17 protein-coding genes are annotated in these 22,462 nt (G+C 53.0%); 16 read left to right on the top strand and 1 reads right to left on the bottom strand.

Annotated elements, in window-relative coordinates; translation table 11 throughout:
* Positions 1-336: 336 nt before the first annotated feature.
* The gene (locus tag NQ559_RS12515) at positions 337-924 is read right to left on the bottom strand and encodes an RNA polymerase sigma-70 factor (RefSeq protein ID WP_018696898.1); all 588 of its coding nucleotides are present in this window, start codon (positions 922-924) and stop codon (positions 337-339) included.
* Positions 925-1,174: 250 nt separating this feature from the next.
* On the opposite strand from NQ559_RS12515, the gene NQ559_RS12510 reads away from it, so the two are divergent.
* The 16 genes from NQ559_RS12510 (at position 1,175) to NQ559_RS12435 (ending at position 22,450) form a co-directional block, all read left to right on the top strand.
* Positions 1,175-2,125: a FecR family protein gene (locus tag NQ559_RS12510; RefSeq protein ID WP_026318576.1), complete on the top strand. Its 951-nt coding sequence runs from the start codon at positions 1,175-1,177 to the stop codon at positions 2,123-2,125.
* 202 nt (positions 2,126-2,327) lie between these two features.
* Entirely contained in the window at positions 2,328-5,669 is a 3,342-nt protein-coding gene (locus tag NQ559_RS12505) for a TonB-dependent receptor (RefSeq protein WP_026318577.1), read from the top strand.
* A 14-nt stretch (positions 5,670-5,683) separates the two neighbouring features.
* Positions 5,684-7,276 carry a SusD/RagB family nutrient-binding outer membrane lipoprotein gene (locus tag NQ559_RS12500; protein WP_018696901.1) on the top strand — a complete coding sequence of 531 codons (1,593 nt, stop codon included), beginning with the start codon at positions 5,684-5,686 and terminating at the stop codon, positions 7,274-7,276.
* A gap of 7 nt (positions 7,277-7,283) precedes the next feature.
* A complete protein-coding gene (locus NQ559_RS12495) occupies positions 7,284-8,210 on the top strand; it encodes a glycoside hydrolase family 18 (RefSeq protein WP_033395341.1) in 927 nt (308 codons plus the stop codon).
* A 6-nt stretch (positions 8,211-8,216) separates the two neighbouring features.
* On the top strand, positions 8,217-9,569 hold the full coding sequence (locus NQ559_RS12490; protein ID WP_018696903.1) for a BT_3987 domain-containing protein: 1,353 nt from the start codon (positions 8,217-8,219) through the stop codon (positions 9,567-9,569).
* Positions 9,570-9,572: 3 nt separating this feature from the next.
* Positions 9,573-11,189, top strand: coding sequence for a BT_3987 domain-containing protein (locus NQ559_RS12485; protein WP_083923885.1), 1,617 nt, complete (start codon positions 9,573-9,575; stop codon positions 11,187-11,189).
* A 67-nt stretch (positions 11,190-11,256) separates the two neighbouring features.
* Positions 11,257-12,273, top strand: coding sequence for a glycoside hydrolase family 18 protein (locus tag NQ559_RS12480; protein WP_033395329.1), 1,017 nt, complete (start codon positions 11,257-11,259; stop codon positions 12,271-12,273).
* Between the two features lie 353 nt (positions 12,274-12,626).
* Positions 12,627-13,226, top strand: coding sequence for an RteC domain-containing protein (locus NQ559_RS12475; RefSeq protein WP_015547825.1), 600 nt, complete (start codon positions 12,627-12,629; stop codon positions 13,224-13,226).
* A gap of 224 nt (positions 13,227-13,450) precedes the next feature.
* Positions 13,451-13,633, top strand: a complete 183-nt coding sequence (locus NQ559_RS12470) for a hypothetical protein (protein ID WP_015547824.1) — start codon at positions 13,451-13,453, stop codon at positions 13,631-13,633.
* Positions 13,634-13,642: 9 nt separating this feature from the next.
* Positions 13,643-14,473, top strand: coding sequence for a DUF4906 domain-containing protein (locus NQ559_RS12465; protein WP_018696907.1), 831 nt, complete (start codon positions 13,643-13,645; stop codon positions 14,471-14,473).
* A 74-nt stretch (positions 14,474-14,547) separates the two neighbouring features.
* Positions 14,548-17,157, top strand: a complete 2,610-nt coding sequence (locus NQ559_RS12460) for a DUF4906 domain-containing protein (protein WP_026318579.1) — start codon at positions 14,548-14,550, stop codon at positions 17,155-17,157.
* A gap of 23 nt (positions 17,158-17,180) precedes the next feature.
* Entirely contained in the window at positions 17,181-17,735 is a 555-nt protein-coding gene (locus NQ559_RS12455) for a DUF3575 domain-containing protein (protein WP_018696909.1), read from the top strand.
* Positions 17,736-17,737: 2 nt separating this feature from the next.
* Complete coding sequence (locus tag NQ559_RS12450; RefSeq protein WP_018696910.1) at positions 17,738-19,396, top strand: OmpA family protein; 1,659 nt, start codon at positions 17,738-17,740, stop codon at positions 19,394-19,396.
* A gap of 2 nt (positions 19,397-19,398) precedes the next feature.
* Positions 19,399-20,289, top strand: coding sequence for a radical SAM protein (locus NQ559_RS12445; protein ID WP_018696911.1), 891 nt, complete (start codon positions 19,399-19,401; stop codon positions 20,287-20,289).
* An 11-nt stretch (positions 20,290-20,300) separates the two neighbouring features.
* A complete protein-coding gene (locus NQ559_RS12440; RefSeq protein ID WP_018696912.1) occupies positions 20,301-20,498 on the top strand; it encodes a hypothetical protein in 198 nt (65 codons plus the stop codon).
* A gap of 11 nt (positions 20,499-20,509) precedes the next feature.
* Entirely contained in the window at positions 20,510-22,450 is a 1,941-nt protein-coding gene (locus NQ559_RS12435; RefSeq protein WP_018696913.1) for a DUF4906 domain-containing protein, read from the top strand.
* Positions 22,451-22,462 lie beyond the last annotated feature (12 nt).

Below are 22,462 nucleotides of genomic sequence, written 5' to 3'. Positions count from 1 at the left end.
TTTTTTCCGAACAAGAACGTCGCCTAACGTCACCGGCATTGTCCTTTTTTATTTTCGATATGTAGAGTTCTGGTGGAAATCGTTGTATTACGCCGAACTTTATCAGCAAATTATAGTATCAGGGCAGAGGACTATTTCCAATCATCAATACCCTTTAATCATTCGGAATCAGGACGAAAGGAATATTATGAAAACATGAATATTTCTGCTCTTTTTATCGAAAACATCCCGATTTCTTGTAGGAAAAAGGGACGGCCCCCGATCAGTTCACGGTGTTTCACGAAATTCAACCGCGATCGCAATCACAATCACGATTCGGCCGTCCCTTTCTTTTTTCTACGGTTTGCTGAGCAGGTTCGGGAATAGCAGCATTACCACTGGCAGGTAGTCGCCCAAGTCTTCGCGTAGCAGATGCAGGCATCGCTGGATTTCGCGTGTGACCTTGCGTACCGATATGCCATAGCGCTCGGCAATCTGCTGATAGGTTTGATCCTCGAAACGATTGGCAATGAAAATCTGCGCCGACAGTTCGGGCATTTCGGCCAGACGCCGCCGGAATATTTCTTCGACATCCTTATGAAAAAGCACCTTCGAGAGATCGCAATCCTCAAGTAGTCCGAGGCTTGTGCGGATGTTGCGCATGCCACGCAGGTACATCTGATGCTGTATTTGAAGATGGGTTTGACGCTCGCGCAATGCGTCAATACACTTGTGGCGCACAATACCGAGAATATAAGCCGGAAACTCATCTTGTGACAACTGAATTTCCCGTCTTTTTTCCCAAAGAAGCAGGAAGCTATCCGTAACAAGATCCTCGGCCAACGTCTTGTCGCGCAACAGGGCATAGGCGATCACGATGAACCGTGATTTATATTCGGAGTACAGTCGATCGAACTCATGCGTATCTAATATCGCCTGTGTCATTGAGTATAGCGGATTCGTAGTTTTTTGGGAATTCAAAGATAAGTTATATTCTGAAAAAATAAAATAGATTCGATATTTTTATGCAAATGAATGAATTTCAACAATTTATATTAATCAATATTTTATATAATTTCATAAAAATATTTATTTGCAAAAAAAGGGGTAAACATACCCACGCTCATTCGATATATTATTAAAGACCAAAAAATAACAACCGATCCGGGGAGATCGAACAAGAATTTTGACAACTATGGACGAGAAATTATTATTCAAATATTTTCGGGGCGAAACTACGTCGGAAGAAGAAGATGCGATATTGGCATGGGTCGAGGAGACCCCAGCCAACCGTAAGGAGTTCAAGACCGCTTTCATGATTTTCTCCGGTCTGGCGGTGTATGCCGCCAAGCCGAACGCTATGCCGACAGCCGCGCCGCAGCGCCGCCGAATCTGGAGGCAAGTCGTCCGTTATAGTCTGCGTTCGGCAGCTGCCGTCATACTGATGATCGGAGCCGCGTATACGGGTAAAACGCTTTATCGGAATGCGTTGTCGCAGCAGAATATGTCGATTGTCGTTCCTGCCGGACAGCAGATGTCTCTCACGCTTCCGGACAATTCACAGGTACAGCTCAATTCGGGTACTCGACTGGAATATCCGGTCGTCTTCGGCAAGACCCGCAGCGTGAAACTCTCCGGTGAGGCGTTGTTCGATGTTGCACCGGACAGGAAGCATCCGTTCATTGTCCAGACCTTCGCGTCGGATATCCGGGTACTCGGAACGAAATTCAACGTGCTGGCCGATGCCGAGCGTGGTGAATTTACCACCACGCTGATCGAGGGACAAGTACAGGTGACAAACCGCGCCAATTCTAATGAGCGAATCACCATGTATCCGCACGATGTTGTCTCACTCTCTAACGGGCGCCTGTATAAAGAACGTGCCGAAGATTTTGCAGAACTCTGCTGGACGGAAGGGTTAGTTCATCTGAAGAGGATGCCATTCGACGAGTTGATGGCCAAGTTCGAGCGGGCGTTCAATGTCGAAATACGCATCGAATGCGAGCGGATGCCGCAGATTAACGTGATGAGCGGAGAAGTCCGCATTTCGGACGGTGTAGATTATGCGCTCCAGATTTTACAGCAGGTATCTACCGGCTTTAGTTATACTCGTGATGAAAAAACGAACGTGATTGTAATTAAATAATAATGTGATTGTAATTGAATTTCGTGCAAGCACTCATGTTGCACTAAAAACTCTAAAATCTATGAGGAAATGACCGCGTGACTTAATACACTAAAGCGTTGACTATAATAAAGAAAAGTCTGCGAAATCGCCTATTCGCAGACCAACGATAATAGTCAGCAAAATACTAATCGAGAAAACTATTATCTAAATTTACAAAAGTATGAAAAAAACAGTATTCCACAAAATCAGAAGACTGTTTCGATTTACTTTACTTGTTTGCCTGAGCCTCGGCGTATTATCAGCCAAGGCACAGACTGCTCGTGTGACGCTTAAAGTACAGAATGCGTCGCTTGGACAGGTTATGGACGAGATCAAGAACCAGACCAGATATCTTTTCATCAATCAGGATGTCAAGGATCTCAATAACCACAAAGTAAGTCTGAATGTTTCGGATAAAGCTATTGCCGAGGTGTTAGATCAGATTTTTACCCCTTTCAATATCGGTTATCGCATCGAAAAAACAAGCATTATTATTTTCAACCGACCGAAATCCACATCCAACTCAGTTCTGATTGGAGGTAAGGTCAGCGATGTCGGCGGCGCACCGATTATCGGCGCCACGGTGCTGGTCAAAGGTACGACGAATGGTGTTTCAACCGATGCCGACGGTCGTTTTACGCTAACGATCGCTTCACCTGCCACTGCACAGCTCGAAATAAGCTACTTGGGCTACGAACCTCAAACTTTAGCTGTCGGCAACCGCACCTCTTTTGAGATTACACTGGCGGAATCGGCTTCGGAAATCGAATCGGTAGTCGTTACTGCCTTAGGTATCAAACGTGAAGAGAAGGCGCTGAGTTATAATGTACAACAAGTTGAAGCTGAAGACATCACGACTGTCAAGGACGCCAACTTCATGAACTCGCTGACAGGTAAAGTCGCTGGCGTTACGATCAATGCTTCGTCGTCAGGTGTCGGCGGTGCATCGAAAGTCGTGCTGCGCGGTAATAAATCCATTTCGCAGTCGTCGAATGCCCTCTATGTGATCGACGGTATTCCGATGTATAACTTCGGCGGTGGTGGCGGTACGGAATTCGATTCGAAGGGTGCTACCGAAGCCATCGCGGACATCAATCCCGAGGATATCGAATCCATCTCGGTGCTGACAGGTGCAGCAGCCGCGGCTCTTTACGGCTCGAATGCTGCCAACGGTGCTGTGATGATCACCACGAAAAAGGGACAGGCTGGAGCTTTGAAAGTGACGCTTTCGAGTAATACAGAGTTTCTGAACCCGTTCGTTCAGCCGGAGTTCCAGAACCGCTATGGCACGGGACTAAACGGTCTTCAGTCCGGGTCGGCCATTTACAGCTGGGGCGAGAAATTGGCACCTGCGGCGCGTCTGGGATATACGCCGGATGATTTTTTCGAGACAGGACACGTCTACACCAACGCCGTGACGGTATCGGGCGGTACGGACAAGAACCAGACTTACTTTTCGGCAGCCTCGGTCAATTCGGACGGTATCATTCCCAATAATGAATACGACCGTTACAACTTCACATTTCGCAATACGTCCTATTTCCTGAAAGACAAGCTGCGTCTGGATGCTTCGGCCAGCTATATTTACCAGCAGGATCAGAACATGACCAATCAGGGTGTCTACTCCAACCCGCTGGTTCCTGCTTATCTTTTTCCCCGCGGGACGAACTTCGACTCCTATCGTATTTTCGAGCGTTACAATCCCGCCTCTAAACTTATGGAACAGTTTTGGTCGGACGACCTTGAGGGCGGTGACCTGCGTATGCAAAATCCTTATTGGATTGCCCACCGCAACCTACGCAATACCGATAAGAAGCGTTACATGCTGTCGTTCTCGGCCTCCTATGACATTCTTCCGTGGTTGAACGTTGCTGGCCGTGTGCGCATCGACAATGCGAACTCGCTCTATACGCAGAAACTTTATGCTTCGTCGAATACGACGATTACCGACGGCGGTAAGAACGGTCACTATACCGAACAGCGCGAATACGATACGCAGACTTATGCTGACATTATGGTGAACATCAACAAGACCTTCGGAGACGATTGGTCGCTGCAAGCCAACGTCGGCGCTTCGATCAACAACGTCAAAATCGACCAATTGTCGTACCGCGGCCCGATTCAGGAAAATGGATTGCCGAACGTGTTCAATGTTTTCGACCTCGACGATTCGAAGAAGCGCGCCGAAAAATACGGCTGGCAGGAACAGACGCAGTCGATATTCGCCTCGGTGGAAGTGGGTTGGAAACAGATGCTCTACCTGACCCTCACGGGCCGTAACGACTGGGCTTCGCAATTGGCCAACTCCCCGCAATCGTCGTTCTTTTACCCGTCGGTGGGTCTTTCGTGGGTGCCGACCTCACTTTGGGATATGGGCAATGCGCTGACATATCTGAAGATTCGCGGTTCGATCGCTTCGGTAGGTATGCCTTTTCCGCGTCACCTGACCGTTCCGACCTACGAGTACGACGCAACGAATAAAGTTTGGACAGCCAAGACACACTATCCGATCGGCGATCTTTATCCCGAACGCACCCGCACTTATGAGTTGGGCCTCGACGCGCGTCTGTGGAAGCACTTCAGTTTGTCGGCTTCGTGGTATTGGGCCGATACCTACAACCAGACGTTCGACCCGCAGATTTCTGTATCATCGGGTTATTCGACGATCTATCTCCAGACGGGCCACGTCCGCAATACGGGTGTCGAAGCGTCGCTCGGCTATCAGAACCAATGGCGCGATTTCGGTTGGTCTACGAACTTTACCTTCTCGTGGAACAAGAACGAGATCGTGGAACTGGTTCACAACTATGTGCATCCCGAGACCGGCGAACTCATCACCAAAGAACGACTGGAGATCAAGGGGCTGGGTAAGGCCAAATATATCCTTAAACCGGGCGGAACACTGGGTGACCTCTATACCAATTCCGATTTGGTCTATAACGACGACGGGTATATCGAAGTGGACAAGAACGGCAACGTAGCCGTCAAGGACGACTATATGGATGACATTTATCTCGGTTCGGTATTTCCTAAATACAATCTCGCATGGCGTAATGATTTCAACTATAAGGGTATCAATCTCGGCGTACTGTTCACGGCCCGCATCGGCGGTATCTGTTATTCGGCTACGCAAGCCAATATGGATTTGTACGGCGTGTCGGAGGCCTCGGCCGCAGCCCGCGATGCCGGTGGCGTGATGATTAACGGCCGTGACATGATCGACGCACAGAAATGGTATCAAGTAATCGGTTCGCAGTCGGGATTACCGCAGTATTACACTTATTCCGCCACGAATGTCCGCTTACAGGAGCTCTCGCTGGGTTACACGCTCCCTTCGAAATGGTTCCGCGACAAGATGCGTATGACCGTTTCGTTCGTAGGCCGTAACCTGTGGATGATCTACTGCAAGGCCCCGTTCGACCCCGAAGCCGTAGCTTCGACAGGCATGAACTATCAGGGTATCGACTACTTTATGATGCCTTCGATGCGTAATCTGGGCTTCAATGTAAAATTCCAATTCTAAAGAACAGCAAAACCATGAAAAAGACAAACAACAAAATGCAGCTACTGCTGCTTTCGGTGGTGCTGCTCGGTACGACTGCCTGTACGGGCGATTTCGCGGACATCAATCGTAATCCGAATGAAGTGACCGACGAACAGTTGCAGGCTAACAACTATAAGATCGGTACGAACCTCAAGACCCTTCAGGGCCTGGTCGTTCCGACGGAAGAGCACCGGTTTCAATTCGTCGAGAGCATCGTCGGATGCCCTTACGCTGGCTACAACGGTAAGACCGTCGATACCTGGCAGGCGACATTCGAAAACTACAATCCCTCGGCTGACTGGCGGAAAGTTCCGTTCGTGGATATGATCTCCGATACCTATCCGGCCTATCGTGCGATTATCAACGGTACGGAGGACGTAGTGGCGCAGGCATTGGCCAAATTGTTCCGCATTGCCATCATGCAGCGCGTCACGGATAGCTACGGCCCGATTCCCTATACGCAGGTCATGGCCAGTAAGACCGAATCGCTGGAGGTAGCCTACGATACACAGGAAGAGGTCTACACGGCGATGTTTACAGAATTAGACGACGTGATCGCTTCGCTTCAGGACAACCTTTCACTACCCTCGGATGCCTTCGGCCGTTACGACGGTGTTTATTCGGGTAATATCTCGCAGTGGCTCAAATTCGCCAATTCGCTCAAGTTACGTATGGCCATGCGTCTAACGGAGGTTAAGCCCGATCTGGCGAAGTCGAAAGCTGCCGAAGCCATTGCCGCCGGGGTCATCACGACCAACGCAGACAATGCCATGATGCACACCTCGGACAACCGAACGACGCTCATTTACAACGACTGGGGCGACCATCGTATTGGTGCCGACATCATCAATTACATGAACGGCTACAACGATCCGCGCCGCGAGAAGATGTTTACGACTGTAACCCTTGTGGAGAACGGACAAGAAATACAGGGATATGCGGGTATTCGCATTGGTATCAACGTGACGAGTAAGGCGCAGGCCGTGTCGTCCTACTCGAACATGCGCGTTACGGGTACGGATCCCTATCTGTGGATGAACGCCGCTGAAGCGACGTTCCTACGTGCCGAATATGAACTGCGCTGGGGCTCGGCCGAAACTGCCGGAACACTCTATGAGCAGGCTGTCACGCTCTCGTTCGAGGAGCGTGGTGCCGATAACGTGAAGGGCTATCTTTCCGATGCGACAAGTACTCCGGCAGCCTACAAAGATCCGTTGAACAAGCACTCCATGGCTTCTCCGCAGAGCACGATCACCGTGGCATGGAACGCCGCGGCGGATTTCGAAACCAACCTCGAACGGATCATTACCCAGAAATGGATTGCCATTTTCCCGCTGGGAACCGAGGCGTGGACAGAACACCGCCGTACGGGTTATCCCCGTCTGCTGCCAGCCGTGGTGGATAACAGCGGTGGCGCCGTGAACGTGGCGCTGGGCGCACGCCGTCTGCCTTATCCGGTCGAAGAGTACACCGAGAACCCGACGAACCTGCAAGCCGCCGTTTCCGCACTGAACGGTGAGTCGGTAAACGGAGCGGGCGATACGCAGGGAACCCGAGTATGGTGGGATCGCAAAAACTTAAATTAGTATGGATATGAAACGAAATAAATTGATCGGGCTTCTCTCCTTATGCCTGCTGGCCGCGACGTTCGCTTCGTGTGAAGACTGGAACGAAACGGAAGCCGTCAAACAAAAAGTCGAACGCCCGGAGGATCAAAATCCGGAATTGTGGGCGGAATATACGGCGGCGTTGCGCGACTACAAGCAGTCGGAACATTTTATCGTCTACGCCCGTCTGTTTAACTCTCCCCAACCGGGTACCAGTGAAAAGGATTTCATGCGTTGCCTGCCCGACTCGCTCGATATCGTGTCGCTGACCAATGCCGACAACTTCTCGAAGTACGATGCGGAAGATATGCCGGCTATGCGTGAGAAAGGTACGAAAGTGCTCTATCAGGTCGATTATGCAGGCCGCAGCGGGGAACTGACCGATGAAACAAAACTCGGCGCTTACCTCGATAAAGTTATCGCCGCGGTCGAGAAGAATGGACTGGACGGTTACTCGTTTACGGGTATCCCCAATGCGGGCGACGCAGCGACCGCAACGGCGGCTGCACTTATCGTCGAACGACTTTCCGCGGCAAAGACCGAAGGACAACTGCTCGTTTTCGAAGGTAATCCGCTTTTCTTGACGGAGGACGCTTTGTCGAAGGTCGATTATGTCGTGCTCGACACCGAGGCTACGGAGAATGTGACCGACCTGAAGATGCAGGTACTCAACGCTACGGGGTATGCCGGCGTTCCGGCTACGAAGTTGCTGCTGGCCGCTGCCGCAGGCGCTCCTCTCTATGACGAGAATGTCGAGGAACATGCCGCTATCACGGAAATGGCCGAGCGGGTTGTATCGCTCGGGCCGCTGGCCGGACTGGGAACCTACGACATTTATAATGACTATTATGATCTGGACATGAACTATAAACTTGTTCGCAATGCCATCCAGACGTTGAACCCCTCAAAATAGTGAGCAATGAGAAGAATTAATAAATACTTATGGCTGATCGCTTCGGCCGCTTTCTGCTCCTGTCAGTCCTATGATGCCGACGACCACAAGTTCGGTAATGTGGTCTACCTCGACGTGGCGGAAACGACTGACGTGCAGACGGCAACGATCAAAAACACGCTCGATGAACTCGATCGGACATTCTCCGCAACGCTGGCTTATCCGTCCGGTGGCGACGTCACGGTCTCCATTGCAGTCGATCCATCGCTCGTCGATACCTACAACGCCCGTCACAACACCTCGTGGCCGATGCTCGATGCGAAATACTATTCGCTTTCCGACGAGCGGGTAACCATCCCGGCCGGCAAGACCGCTTCGGATGCCGTGACGCTCCATCTGCAGGAGTTGCTGGGCGAGGGCGAAGACCAGACAGGTGCGCTGACCCTCGATGCTACCTATCTGCTGCCCGTGACGATCACGAATGCGTCCGTTCCGACGCTGGACAGTTCTTCGACCGTCTGGTATGTTATCAAACGATCGTCGAACATCACTACGGCAGCGCAGCTTACCGACAACTGGATCAATTTCCCGACACTCGACAAGGATACGGAGCAGGCGATGGCCCTCAACAACTTGACGGCCGTGACCTACGAGGCGTTGATCTATATCGACAAGTTCGCCACCTCGGCTCTGAACTCGGCCGGTGTCGCCAACCCCGTCAGCATCTCCACCATCATGGGTGTCGAGGACTACCTACTTCTGCGTATCGGCGACACGAATTTCGAGCGCCAGCAGCTGCAGTTCGACGGTTCGGGCAGCGGTTCGGCCTTCGGTAAGTTCCCGGGGCGTGATGCCGGCAAGATCCTGAACGAAGGCGTATGGTACCATATCGCATGCACTTATGACCAGGCGACGCGCACGGTACGGATTTTCGTCAATGGCGAGTTGCAGAGCGAGGGCAAGGATATGGGGCTTGCGTCGATGAGCGACGACACGCGCATCAATCTGGCCATGCGTGCTTTCTACGATCGTTACCTCAATAATCCGACGCCGGAGAACGAAGAAAAATACGGCGGTTGGGCCGATGCCCGCCAGTTCTTCATCAGCTATTCCTACGACGCCTACCGCCCGCTGAACGGCAAAATCGCCGAGGCCCGTGTCTGGTCGGTAGCCCGCACGCAAGAGCAGATCTGGGAGAACATGTACGAAATCGCCGATCCCGAAAGCGACCCGACGCTCGTCGGTTATTGGAAGTTCAACGAGGGAGCCGGCAATACGATCAAGGACTATTCGCGCTACCATAACGACGGAGAGGCCGAGTACGATCTGGTATGGCCCGACGGTGTGGAGATTCCGAAAATTAACGAAACGGAGGAGTAAACTATGAAAACAAGGATAAATAATGTAAAGAAGGGAGTAGTGACGCTTCTTTTCGCGGCGGTCATCGCGGGCCTTACGGCCTGCGAGACCGATCCCGTGAAATCGCAGCGCGGAGAACTTCCCGACAAAGATTTGTTGGAGAATACCTATGTCAAAATCCGCAGCATCAAATCCCCGACTGAATTTGCCGTTGTCAATCTGTCGGAGGGAACAACAGTAACAGAAGATCGAATTTACTGCCGGCTGACCCGCCCGGCAGAGAGAGCGATGACTATCACGGCTGCCGTGGACGAATCGCTGGTCGAAGCCTGTAACGAGGAGTACGGTACGGATTTACTCCCGTTCCCGGCAGGGAATGTTACCATTGCCGGTAACGGTACGATTGCCGTAGCGGCGGGAGAGCGTATCTCCGACAAAATTCAGGTATCGTTCAAGTCGGACGGACTGGCTGCCGGAACGTACTTATTACCGATTGCGATCTCATCGAATGATGCGGCTCTTACGGACGGAGGCAAGGCGGTCTATTACGGCGTGAAAGTCCGCGGGATTGATATAGGCAACTACGAACTGGATACGGAATACCTGAACGTATTCTATCTGAACACGACCGAATACCAGCCGCTGTTGGCCGACATTTGGATATTGCAGAAAACCGAAGCCATGCCGCCGTTCAATACGCTCTGGGAGCGGACTTACGGCAATATCGTCAATCTGCGCATCGTGCAGATAGGTTACGAGGCCGATACGGAGCGTGCCTTGTTGGTGCTTAACTCTGACATACGCTATGTGCTGGAACATGCGGACAAGTATATCCGTCCGTTGCAGGACAAGGGGCGCAAGGTCTGTCTTTCGCTGGAGGGAAATGGCTCGGGACTCGGATTCTGCAACCTGACCGACAGCCAGATCGCCGACTTCACGGCGCAGGTGAAAGCCTGTCTGGAGTTGTATGATCTGGATGGCGTGAATTTCTTCGACCGCAATGCCGGTTACGGTCAGGTGGAAGGAATGCCGGAGATGAACACGACTTCCTATCCCAAGCTGATAAAGGCCATGCGCGAAGCCATGCCCGACAAACTGCTGACGCTGGCCGATTACGAAGAGCCGACCGAATATTTCGGGGACACCGAGGCGACGGGCGGCATCGAGGTCGGACAGTACCTCGATTATGCATGGTCGGGATATATGTCGGAGAGCGAGGATATCCAGTTGCTCGATCCGTGGGAAGTAATCGACCTCACACCGGACGATGCGGCCGATTTGGGCATGATGCTCCCGACGACGAACCATCCGCGCCGGCCGATCGCCGGACTTTCACCCGAAAATTTCGGATACTTCGCTGTGCCGTGGTATCCGGCGGCAAGCGATTTCCTGATGACGGCACAAGGTTTTATGAATGTGGCCATCTGGGATATGATGGGCTATGCGCCGAACAATACGATCGTATGGGCCGACCTTATCTCCAATCAACAAAATGAGTATGAAATGTCTTGGGGCATGGTTCCGGGTATGTTATGGGCCATATTCGGCGATGAAGCTATGGATGGAACGTATATGTATAATGTCCTCGTAAATAACGATCAGGGAGGTTTACACTACGGAGAGTTGGCGAAAGACTGGTAAAAACGATAAAATACGGATTTGCATCGTGCAATCACAAATTACAATCACCATTTTAAAATTATTAACTATGAAAAAGACTTTATTTATTACGACTCTGCTCCTTTCCGCGGGTGCAATGTTTACATCCTGCAACAAAGACGTGGAAAATCCCGACATGCAGGCACAACCGGAAGAAACGGCTCAGGTAACGCGGGCCTACGGCGACAAAACACCGCTGATCGAGGTGTATTACGAGATCAACGACACCAATCCGCTCAACGCGTTGTCGTACGAGATGAACGGCAAGAAATTCATCGATCTCGTACAGCTTTTCGCTTCGAATATCCAGAAAGACGCGAATGGTGATCCCTGCATTTTCTTCAACGACAAGCTGGCTCCGGTGATGGCTGCGAAGGCGACCTATATCGAGCCGTTGCAGAATGCCGGAATCAAGGTGATTCTGAACGTTCTGGGCGACCACAAAGGGATCGGCATCTCGAACCTGACGGATGATCAGATCGAGAAGTTCGCCGCTATTCTCACCTACATCGTGAAGGAATACGGCCTGGACGGAATCGGATTCGACGATGAATATGCCGACTATTCGACTCCTATTGATCCCACTTCGGCCAGCAAACTCGTTCTCAAACTGCGTGAAAAATTCAATGCTGAATTCCCCGGCGAACGCAAAATCATCCAGATGTTCCAGTGGAATTATGTGTCTAACATTTCCGCAGCGGCAGGCGCGGAGATCGATTTGGCCGATCACGGATCGTTTGGCCCGAATGTTTTCCAGACTTCCAGCGCATTCGCCGGCGTAACGAACGATCGCTGGTGCCCGCAGGCTATCCAGATGGGACAATCGTACAATGCAATTTTCCTGAATCAGATCAAGACCCGCTCCTCGCAGGCTGCCAGCGGCAACTACGGCGGTATTATGATGTTTAACGTCCGTAAGGCATCGAATGTCAATCCGCTGCCTGTATTCCAGAAGATCGCAGAAGGTGCATTTGGCGCAACTGTAACTTATACCGGTACGGAGTATTCTCAGGATTGGACATTCAACCCTGCGGGATACACGATTACTTATGCAGATATTCAGTAGCACTCACTCGATGTAAATCCGTATAGGATAGACGTTAGGCGACGTCATCTGGCCCGTGCATCGACCGAAAGGCGGTGTACGGGTTTTTCTTTAAGTTAAATGGAAAATAAATGGATTTTGCAAAGGATGTAACGATAGCGCGATTTAAACACTCGATTACTAAAGAGTAAATTCAAAGTTATTCATACTGCTTTTATCATTTTTCGGTCTATTATTTCGTCATTAGTAACGGTCATATGCATTGATGACATAGGTAAGTGACAATCTCTATTATGTCTGTATCTAAAAAATATTTTAATCGCATATGATTAAGAATATTGCAATGTGACCCTATAGATACGGAATCCTGTCTTATGAAAACGCTTATTCATACCCGTATATACGCGTTGCTAACTCAAAATGAATCGAATCCGTCGGAATTAGCCCATGCATACGAAGAGTTTATCGAGACGATGACCGAGATGGTTGCTAATTTCGATAACCGGGATGATATTTTGAGAATACTGTATTACAGCCGGGTTGAATTCGACGTATTGTCCCATCCATCGTTTAATCGATATTCGAACAATGTTTTAAGGACGACGTTCATCTATAAAATCATGTATATTCTGGATTGCGAAATCAATATCGTCAGCAATAGTACGAAATATAGCTCGAACCAAGACTATTCGTTTCCTTTATCCTATCAGGACGGCGAGTTGCTGTGGACAGGGACGCAGCAAGAGTTGCTGGAGCTTGCCGTTGCCCTTCATAAAAACGGGATTATCATGTACGGCAACCGCAAGGCGCGTTTCATCGAGATCGTCCGTGCCTTGTCTTCTACATTCCATATCACGATCAACGATGTCTATGTCAAGAAAACCAGGATGCTTGACCGCAGCACGGCGGTCACACCTTTTCTGGATAAATTGAAAAAAGCCTATGAGCAAGTCGTCGAAAGACACCTGCGATAGAGAGAGCGGAGACCTGTCAAGGACGAGAAAATCAGAAAGTTTTTCTCCGTTTGCAAAGTTTCAACAGTTTATTTTTCAGTTGATTATATTTTCATACTTTACAAAAAACTTTTTGATTTTTCCCGAGAGGCATCCGGAAAAGTGTACTTTTCAGTGATTTTGTATTATACATTTGCAGCAGAAAGCGACGCATAGTGCATCGCTGCATTCAAAATCCAAATAACATGAAAAACATCCTTTTAGCCGTTGCAGTCTTCGCTGCCGCATTCGTTTCCTGCAACAAGGAGACCGAAGTCGTACCTTCCCCCAATTCTTTCACCGATGGGGCACGTATCGCACTTACGCTTACCGATGATGCTGCCGACACCCGCTCCTTCTTCGATTCGACAGCCTCGGCCGAGGCATGAGAGTCTTCGTTGTCGTCACTGTCGATTTTCGTCTTCGATAATGCCGACAACTTCGTTATTCGCCGGGATTTAACATCCAGCGAGCTGGCCGCGAAATCGGCGACATTCTCCCTACCTAAATCTCTTGCCAGCACCCCCTGTTCATTCTACGCCATAGCGAACTACGACGCCTCGTCGGCCAAGACCCGGGCGGCCCTTACGGCCCTTGTGGAGAAGTCGGCCGCCGACTATAACGGCACCTTTGCCGAGGTGTCCACCGCAGCCAAGCGTTCGGGCGGCTTCGTGATGTCGGGCATGAAATCGCAGACCGTCGGGGCCGTGAACTCCACGACCAATGTCGGCATCACACTCAAACGCACTGTCGCTAAAGTAGTCCTCCAGACGACCATCGACCCGTCGTTCGCCGACAAATATGCAGGAACGCTTACCATCAACTCGGTAAAACTCTCCAAAGCCGCCTCGCAGTCGCTCGTCGTGGCCGGAACGCCGACACCCGGGGCCATGACCTTCAGCCACACGCAGACTCCCGCCACGGCTTCGGGAAAATGCAATGCGCTGTTCTACTGTTTCGAGAATGGAGCTTTGCCCGCGGGCAGCCGCGTTCTGCTGGAAATTAACGCCACATACGATTCGGACGGCAGCACCTCGACTACGGACGACCGCTCGGAGGTGACCTATTCGGTCGAGTTGACGGGTAAGGCCGCGGGCGAGATTCTCCGAAACGGCTACTACCGTGTCGCGGCCAATATCACGGGTCTCGTAGGTCAGGAGTGCGCCGTATCGGTCACCGTCGCCGATTGGGAGACGCCCGTGACGCAGAACGTCGAGCTGGGGGCATAGCCCTCTTGTTTTGGCAGCTCCCGTCCCTCGCGGGCGGGAGCTGTTTTCAATCCCTTTTTCAGATTTTTCCGACTATGAAAAAATATCTGTTGATACTCGCTGCCATCCTGTTGCTGTGGGGCTGCATCGCCGAGGACAGGACAGAATGTACAAATCCCCGCGGTGTCTTCGTCAGCCTGACGGTACGGCCCGAAAGGATGTCCTCCGTAACTCGCTCTGCGGATGAAACGGCCATCCGCGACCTGAACCTCTACCTTTACGACGATAACAGCAATGTTGTCCTGCACCGTTACCAGACCTCTGCGACGCTGCGTTTCGAATGCCTACCGGGCGACTACCGGATCTGCATTGCCGCCAATCTGGGCCGCGATCTGGGCGACAATCTGCTGTGGAAGGATTTTACCGTTACACACGCCGACAAGTACGATGTATTGCCTATGGCCTATGAGGGCGATATAACGATAATTCCCTCGGCAGACGGGATGCTGACGCTGCCTGCCGTCGAAGTACAACGCTGCGTGTCGAAAATCTCCTATCACATTACCGTTACTCCGGCCGTTGCCGACATCGAACTGCGCTCCGTGCAACTGTTCTCGGTACCGCGTTTTGTATCCGTGTTCGATATGGCGGCCGCACCGTCGGATGATCCCGACGACTATACGGATTGTCCGGAGGTGGAACTTTCCGGACAGCAGGCTGCGGGCGACTGCTATCTGTTACCCAATATGCAGGGCATGGTGGCGGCCATTACCGACCAACGGCAGAAGAACCCGGAAAATGCCCCTGCGAATGCCTCGTATCTGCTGATCCGCGCCGTGCGCGGGTCGAAAATATTAGCTTATTATATTTACCTCGGAGGAAACAACACCTCGGATTTCAATGTCCGGGCCAACACGCATTACAGGCTCAATATCTCGATCTTGGGCGACAGCGAGGTCGATACCCGCATTAGCAGCTATGCCGTCAATGTGCATGACACCTACGAAGAAAACTCGGTCGGCGGATATTGCACCTACAATCCGTTTCAGATGCTTGCCGTGGAGATCGACGGGAGTCCCGCACCCCTGACGCTTCGGGGACGTATCGGTGTCGCGCAAGGCAACGCCGGAGCGTTCTGTCTGAACGGCTCTCCCGTAGGGGAAGGCCGCGACCTTATGCTTCCGGAACAGCCCGGCCCCAATATCTTCGGCGTGAACTACGCTCCGGGAATCTATACGACAGTCAATTCGCAGGTGGTCTATACCGTCACGGTCGAGGATGATGCGGGATTTGCACAGTCGTTCGACATCGGACACCGCTTCGCCAACCGTCTCGACGTATATATTCACCCCGCGACGGCTGAAAACGGAAACGGTACGGTAACCGTCGCCGGAGCGTTGTATGACGCTGAACCGTCTTTCCTGACGCACGACCGGGTCGTCTTGTGCCATGAAAAGGGATGCACGCTGACAGCCGTACCCGAAGCCGGATACCGCTTCGAGGGATGGTATTCGGCAGCCGACTACAAGACACGGCTTTCGACCTCGGCTTCGTATGCCTACATTCCGACCTCGCCCGAAGCCGCGATCTTCCCGAAATTCACGGTCAATACCCGGCCGCTCGACGACGGGGGCACGGCCAACTGCTATATCGCGCCGGAATTGAATACCTCCTATTCGTTCGACGCTACGACGATGGGCAACGGCCGTGCGACGACGAACATCCGCCCGGAGCCCCTGCGGGGTGCGGAAGCACGGGTGCTTTGGGAAACGGGCACGATCCGAGGCGCGATCGTTGAAAGCGCGAAACTGACCGGCGACGGACGTATCGTCTTCCGAACCGGCATGACCTATGGCAATGCCGTAATCGGACTTCTCGACAGCCGCGGGGTATGCATATGGTCGTGGCACATCTGGTCGGTGGATTACGATATCGAGGCCACGGCCCAGACCTATGCTTCGGGAGCCGTCTTTATGGATCGCAACCTCGGGGCCCTGGCTACGGACTGCACGCAGGCCGCTGCCAAAGGACTCTATTACCAGTGGGGCCGCAAAGATCCGTTCCCGTATCCGGCGCTGGCCACGGACGCCTACACGCAGGCTCCGACCGTCTATGCTCCGGGATTCGAGTATGCTGAAAGCAATCCCCGAACCTCCGGAACTGAATCGCCTTACGACGTGATGACCCTCGAATGGGCCACAGCGCATCCAACGACCTATATGGACGGTGTATTTTACGAGGATTGGGAAGAGTGGACGTCGGTCGCCGACTGGCTCTACGACCACCACCCGAACCTCTGGGGCAACGTCACGACCGGGAAGAACAATATCAGCCGCACCAGCCATAAATCCATTTACGATCCCTGCCCTCCGGGATGGAAAGTGCCCGGTGCCGAGGATTTTGCGGAAATAGAGCGGATAGGCGTATCGACACCTTATTACATTACAATCCGCTGTAACAGCACGCAGACAGCGAAGATACCTTTGGGCGGAACATTCTACGAAGGACGTTACGACCGCAACGGGTCGCTCGGAAGGCTCTACACGAACGCTCCGTATTATCTTCATTGGGGAGACTCGACCGGCGTGTTCCATGACGTAGCCTGCACCTCGATCCTATTCGATACGAGCAACTACCCGCCGTTCGTCAACACAACGGATTTTTACCGCTATGCTGCCAATCCGGTGCGCTGCATCCGGGAATAAAACCGAAATAATAGCTAACGATAATGAACAAACAACGAGTCATACTGTTCGTGCTGCTGTCGGCGGCCTTGTGGGGGCTGCCCCGCAGGGCTGCGGCGCAGATCTTCGCCGTAAGGGCCAATGCTCTTGCGGTGTGCAGCGCGACGCTGAACGTCGGGGCCGAAGCGGCCCTGACGGACAACTGGTCGCTGGAGCTGTCCGGCTACTGGAATCCGGTGCAAACCGCATCCCTCTCGATGAACTTCCACGCCGTACAGCTCGGCGGCCGCTACTGGTTCTACGAATCCTTCGTCGGACACTTTCTCGGACAACACCTTACCTATGTCGGTTACGACCTCGGAAGCCGGACAAAACGCTATAAGGGTCATGCCTATGGCCTCGGTGTCAGCTACGGATATGCGTGGATGCTCTCGAAACGATGGAATATCGCCCTCGAAGCCGGCATAGGGCTGTTCCATACCGAAGACACACGCCACGACCCGACCGTCTCTGACTGGGAGGATGAATACATCTACCGTTACCGACGCTGGACGCTGGCGCCGACAAAACTGGAAGTCTCATTCTCTTATATCTTTTAGCCATGAAGATATGCAATAAGATATTGCAGATAGGTCTGCTGTCGGCAGCGCTCGGAAGCCTGTTCGGCTGCTCGGTAGCCGGACGGCTTCAGCGGCAGCAGATGACTGCCTCGCTCTCGCAGCTTACCCGCGCCGAGCGGCAAGAGCGGCAGCAGGACTACCGCCCGCAGGTCGTAAAACTCCAGCGTGACAGCAATACATTCTTTCTTGCACCCGTGGATACGCTTGCCGACGGTGAGCGTGTCATGGCCCTTCAGATCGAGCAGGTGACGGTCGTGGCGAAGATGCGGTCTATTCCCGAACGCAACGGGCGCGTCGTGCTGGATTTCATCGTGACGCTGCCCAAGCAGTTGTTGGGCAAGAGCCGCAGCGTCGTAATCACACCGATACTTCACAAACCCGACGAATCCGTGGCGCTCGAAGATCTGGTGATCCGCGGCGGCCGCTTCTCGCTGCTGCAAGAGCGCGACTACTGGCAGTACGAAACCTACGTCGAACGATTCCGCCCCGATACCGTAGGACGAGAGGCGGCCTTCAACCGCTTCGTGAAATTTCCCTATCCCGAAGACGTCCGGCTCGACTCACTGGTTGAAGGTCGGAGTACCGTCACGTACTATTACTCGCAGGAGGTGAAGACCGATGAGACATCGAAGAAGATGCTTGTAACGCTTCAGGGACAGGTCTTGGCCGTGGACGACAGCGCCTATCGTCTGCCGCCATCCGATACGTTGAGCTACATCGTATCCTCGATGCTCTCCTTCGTAGATACCATACCGAGGTATCGCATCAAGGTCGTCGACAAGTTTGTGACCGTCGAAGATCGCAACTACATTCAGTTCTTCGTGGGCGATACCCGTGTGGTCGATACGCTGGGCGATAATCGGCGGCAGCTGGACAAGATCACCGGCCTGATGCGGCAGATCGTCGAACAGCAGGAATTTTGGGTCGATACCATCACGCTGACGGCGGCATCGTCTCCGGAGGGAGCCTATGCCTTCAACGACCGGCTCTCGCAAGGAAGGGCCGCGGCGCTCAAACGCTATCTTGTCCGCCGATACGGCAGAAGCATCGACACGATGCTGACCGTGCGGTGGGTGGCCGAGGACTGGCAGGAGTTGACAAACCGCATCCGAACAGACCGGGAGGTCGTAAGCCGTGACGCTATTCTGGAGCTGATCGTCGCAGAAAAGAATCCCGACCGGCGGGAGCAGGCCATCCGGCAGCGGTTTCCGAAAGAGTATGCCTATATCCGTTCGGTGATCTACCCGCAGCTGCGGGCCGTGAATTTTCGCTACAGCCTGCGCCGCAAAGGAATGGTCAAGGATACGATCCATACCACGGAGCTGGATACGGCCTATGCCCGCGGCGTGCAACTGTTGCAGAAACGCAAATACGCCAAAGCCTTGTACATTCTCAACGACTACAACGACCGCAATACGGTCGTGGCGCATCTGTCGCTGGATCATAACGAGCGGGCGATGGAGCTGTTGGCAACGATGCCCAAGGATGCCGTGACGGAGTATCTGCGGGCCATCGCCTGCTCGCGGCTGGGACGCAAGGCGGAAGGCCGGGAGCATTTCCTCGAAGCATGCCGCTTGGATGGGCGTATGGAGTATCGGGGCAATCTCGATCCGGAGATTGCTGAACTCTTAAAACAATAGTCATGCGGATCGGACTGGTGGATGTGGACGGGCACAACTTCCCGAACCTTGCGCTGATGAAACTTTCGGCATGGCACAAGTGCCGGGGCGATACGGTGGAGTTCGCCGATCCCGCGGCGAGGCGTTATGACAAGGTCTATATGTCGAAGGTCTTTACCTTTTCGCGCGATTGTACGGATCGCTACGACTGCGAGGTCGTGCGTGCCGGGACGGGTTACAGGGACTATGCGACGATTCTTCCCGAAGAGATCGAACATATATGCCCGGATTACTCGCTTTATGGGGTCAAGGAAGCCTATGGGTTTCTGACGCGCGGATGCGTGAACCGCTGTTCGTGGTGCGTCGTGCCCCATAAGGAAGGTGAAGTCCGGGCACACGCTGACATCGAAGAATTTCTCGACGGGCGTAAGCGTGCCGTGCTACTCGACAACAATGTCTTGGCTTCGGAGTGGGGACTTATGCAGATCGAGAAGATCGTCCGCATGGGCATCCGGGTAGATTTCAACCAAGGACTCGATGCCCGGCGTATCGCCCGCACACCGGAGATCGCTGCGCTGCTCGCACGGGTCAAATGGATACGTTTTCTGCGCATGGCCTACGACAGCCGTGCCATGCAGGATGACGTTCATAAAGCCATAGAACTCCTCCGTAAGCACGGCGTTCCGGCCCGGAGACTATTTTTCTATGTGCTGATAAGGGATGACACCGAAGATGCGCTCGGACGTATCCGGGAGCTGAAAGCGTTGGGGTGTCAGCCTTTCGCGCAGCCGTACCGGGATTTCGAACACGAGGGGAAACCCTCGTGGGAGCAATGGCGGCTGGCCTACTGGTGCAATCGCAAACCGCTGTTCCACTCCGTGGATTATGAGGAATACCGAAAAAACCGAACTTAACAATCGAACTTATGAACAGACTGAAAATCAAATATGCCGTCGCGTACGGCTTTCTTGCAACAACGGCGGTCGCGCTTATCGCATCGCTATTTACAGGCTGCCATGTCTACGAACATGAAGAGGTGGAAATTATCCGCTGCCCGGTGATCGAAGCCGATACGATCGACATTCCCGGCTGGGATAAGGAAATCGCAACCCCCGAATTTTAACCGCTGTCACGATGAAAAAACTGTTGATTTGGCTCCCGGGCATGCTTTCGATGCTCGCAGCCTGCACCGAAGCGGTAGAGATACCGGCTCGGGCGCCCGAAAAACAATCGCCCGTCAGGGTCGAACTGCATCTGACGACCGAGCAGCAGGCCGCCACCCGCGCAATGGATGAAAATTGCATTCGGGATGTGAATTTGTATCTGTACGGAGATACAGAATATCATTTTTATTTCCCCTCCGTTTCCTCGCCGCTGGTGTTCAACGTCCTTCCCGGCAATTATCGGAGTTATGCGATTGCGAACGCCGGACAGGATCTGGGAGATAAAAATGCGTTCAAGATCCAGTTTTACGAAACAGCGGTAGACGTGATGGAGTCTTCGGACGCTATCCCGATGACGGATCGGGGAACATTGGCGGTCGATGGCGCTGGCCGGTGTACCCCCTCATCGCTTCGCGTAACGCGCAGTGCGGCGAAGATCGCCTATACCATCGAGGTCGCCGACGCCGTCGCACCGTCGCTCCGTCTTCGCTCTGTGCAGTTCTGCAATCTGCCGCTGACGATACGTCCCTTCGATTCGGGCAGTATTTCTTCGACGGTCGAGGCGAACTACTATGACGGCGAGGCGATGCCTGTCGGCAATGAACGGAGAACCGCGGGTACAGCGTATCTTTTCGAGAACTTGCAGGGCTCGGTAGACACGATCACCGACCAGAAGGACAAGTGCCCTGAAAATGCTCCGGCCTGTGCCACCTACCTGCGGATTCTCGCGGAACGGAGTGCGGACAAAGCCCTTGTCGAATACATCGTTTATCCGGGTGAAAATAACACGTCGGATTTCAATGTCCGCCGAAACACGTGGCATAATCTGGAGCTTGTTATCAGGGGCGAAAATGAGATCGACAACCGGGTTCTCGTCTACGACGGTCTGTATTACGGAACGGCGAACTGCCATATCTGCACCGGCGATCAGGTTACGTTCGATGTTACCCCGTATCGCACGTCTCGCAGCCGCAATTACGCCTATCTGGGAATCGAGGCGGGCGATGAATACGCTCCGGCATCCGCCGGGCTGCTGTGGCAGGACAACAAGATCGTGACGGGATTCACGCTTGCGGACAACCGTCTTACGGTGCGCACGAACGGTCAGCGGGGCAATGCGCTCGTCGCGGTGTACGATGCTGGCGGGACGATTCTCTGGAGCTGGCATATATGGTGCCTGCCCAACGATCGACCGCAGGACGACCGGTATACGAACCGAGCGGGCGAACAGTTCCTTGTCATGGATCGGAATCTGGGAGCCATCGGTACGGATTTGAAAACCCGCTACGGACTGGTCTACACATGGGGGCGCAAAGATCCCTTTACGTCGAACGAGGTCTACAACGCCGCAGGACGTAAGGATCGGTTCATAAACCATTGGCCGACAATCTACACCTCGAACGGATCCGAAGCCAAAACATACGATCTGACCTATATGACCCGGCACCCGACGACGTATGTCTATACGGGGTGGTACGCCAAACTTTATACCTATTACGACAATGCCCTTTGGGGCGATCCCGCGCCTGTGGACACTTACGGTTGGGCGAGTGCGAAAAGCGTGTATGACCCCTGTCCCGAAGGGTACCGGCTGCCGAGCCGTTATACATGGACGGCTTTCGAGAATTACGTTTTTCCCGGAGAACCATATGTGGTCGGAGCGTTCGACAACGGCTATTGGTTCCAGCGCTTCAGGGGAGATACGAAGGGGACGTTTTATCCCGTACCGGTCGGGAACGACGATTTTCGGCTGGATCGTGACGGCGTTGCCGTCATGCTGACCGGAGCGGCGTCCGAACCGACATCCGCTACGCCGTATCCGACCGTCTATTTCAAATTCGAGATCAACAGCGGGTGGACGAACTTCGAAGGCGGAAAAGGCAAAGGGCTGGTGCGTTGTGTCAGGGAATAGATATTATTTCCG

This window comes from Alistipes onderdonkii (assembly GCF_025145285.1).
GTDB classification, from domain to species: domain Bacteria; phylum Bacteroidota; class Bacteroidia; order Bacteroidales; family Rikenellaceae; genus Alistipes; species Alistipes onderdonkii.
Note: the sequence above shows the minus strand (reverse complement) of the source record. Positions and strands in the feature narration are given on the sequence as shown.

Excerpts from the sequence above, each read along its gene's own strand:
- NQ559_RS12440 (WP_018696912.1), top strand. The coding sequence starts at position 20,301 with ATGAACAGACTGAAAATCAAATATGCCGTCGCGTACGGCTTTCTTGCA.
- NQ559_RS12490 (WP_018696903.1), top strand. The coding sequence starts at position 8,217 with ATGAGAAGAATTAATAAATACTTATGGCTGATCGCTTCGGCCGCTTTC.
- NQ559_RS12475 (WP_015547825.1), top strand. The coding sequence starts at position 12,627 with ATGAAAACGCTTATTCATACCCGTATATACGCGTTGCTAACTCAAAAT.
- NQ559_RS12470 (WP_015547824.1), top strand. The coding sequence starts at position 13,451 with ATGAAAAACATCCTTTTAGCCGTTGCAGTCTTCGCTGCCGCATTCGTT.
- NQ559_RS12495 (WP_033395341.1), top strand. The coding sequence starts at position 7,284 with ATGAAACGAAATAAATTGATCGGGCTTCTCTCCTTATGCCTGCTGGCC.
- NQ559_RS12480 (WP_033395329.1), top strand. The coding sequence starts at position 11,257 with ATGAAAAAGACTTTATTTATTACGACTCTGCTCCTTTCCGCGGGTGCA.
- NQ559_RS12515 (WP_018696898.1), bottom strand. The coding sequence starts at position 924 with ATGACACAGGCGATATTAGATACGCATGAGTTCGATCGACTGTACTCC.
- NQ559_RS12500 (WP_018696901.1), top strand. The coding sequence starts at position 5,684 with ATGAAAAAGACAAACAACAAAATGCAGCTACTGCTGCTTTCGGTGGTG.
- NQ559_RS12485 (WP_083923885.1), top strand. The coding sequence starts at position 9,573 with ATGAAAACAAGGATAAATAATGTAAAGAAGGGAGTAGTGACGCTTCTT.
- NQ559_RS12505 (WP_026318577.1), top strand. The coding sequence starts at position 2,328 with ATGAAAAAAACAGTATTCCACAAAATCAGAAGACTGTTTCGATTTACT.
- NQ559_RS12435 (WP_018696913.1), top strand. The coding sequence starts at position 20,510 with ATGAAAAAACTGTTGATTTGGCTCCCGGGCATGCTTTCGATGCTCGCA.
- NQ559_RS12450 (WP_018696910.1), top strand. The coding sequence starts at position 17,738 with ATGAAGATATGCAATAAGATATTGCAGATAGGTCTGCTGTCGGCAGCG.
- NQ559_RS12460 (WP_026318579.1), top strand. The coding sequence starts at position 14,548 with ATGAAAAAATATCTGTTGATACTCGCTGCCATCCTGTTGCTGTGGGGC.
- NQ559_RS12445 (WP_018696911.1), top strand. The coding sequence starts at position 19,399 with ATGCGGATCGGACTGGTGGATGTGGACGGGCACAACTTCCCGAACCTT.
- NQ559_RS12510 (WP_026318576.1), top strand. The coding sequence starts at position 1,175 with ATGGACGAGAAATTATTATTCAAATATTTTCGGGGCGAAACTACGTCG.
- NQ559_RS12455 (WP_018696909.1), top strand. The coding sequence starts at position 17,181 with ATGAACAAACAACGAGTCATACTGTTCGTGCTGCTGTCGGCGGCCTTG.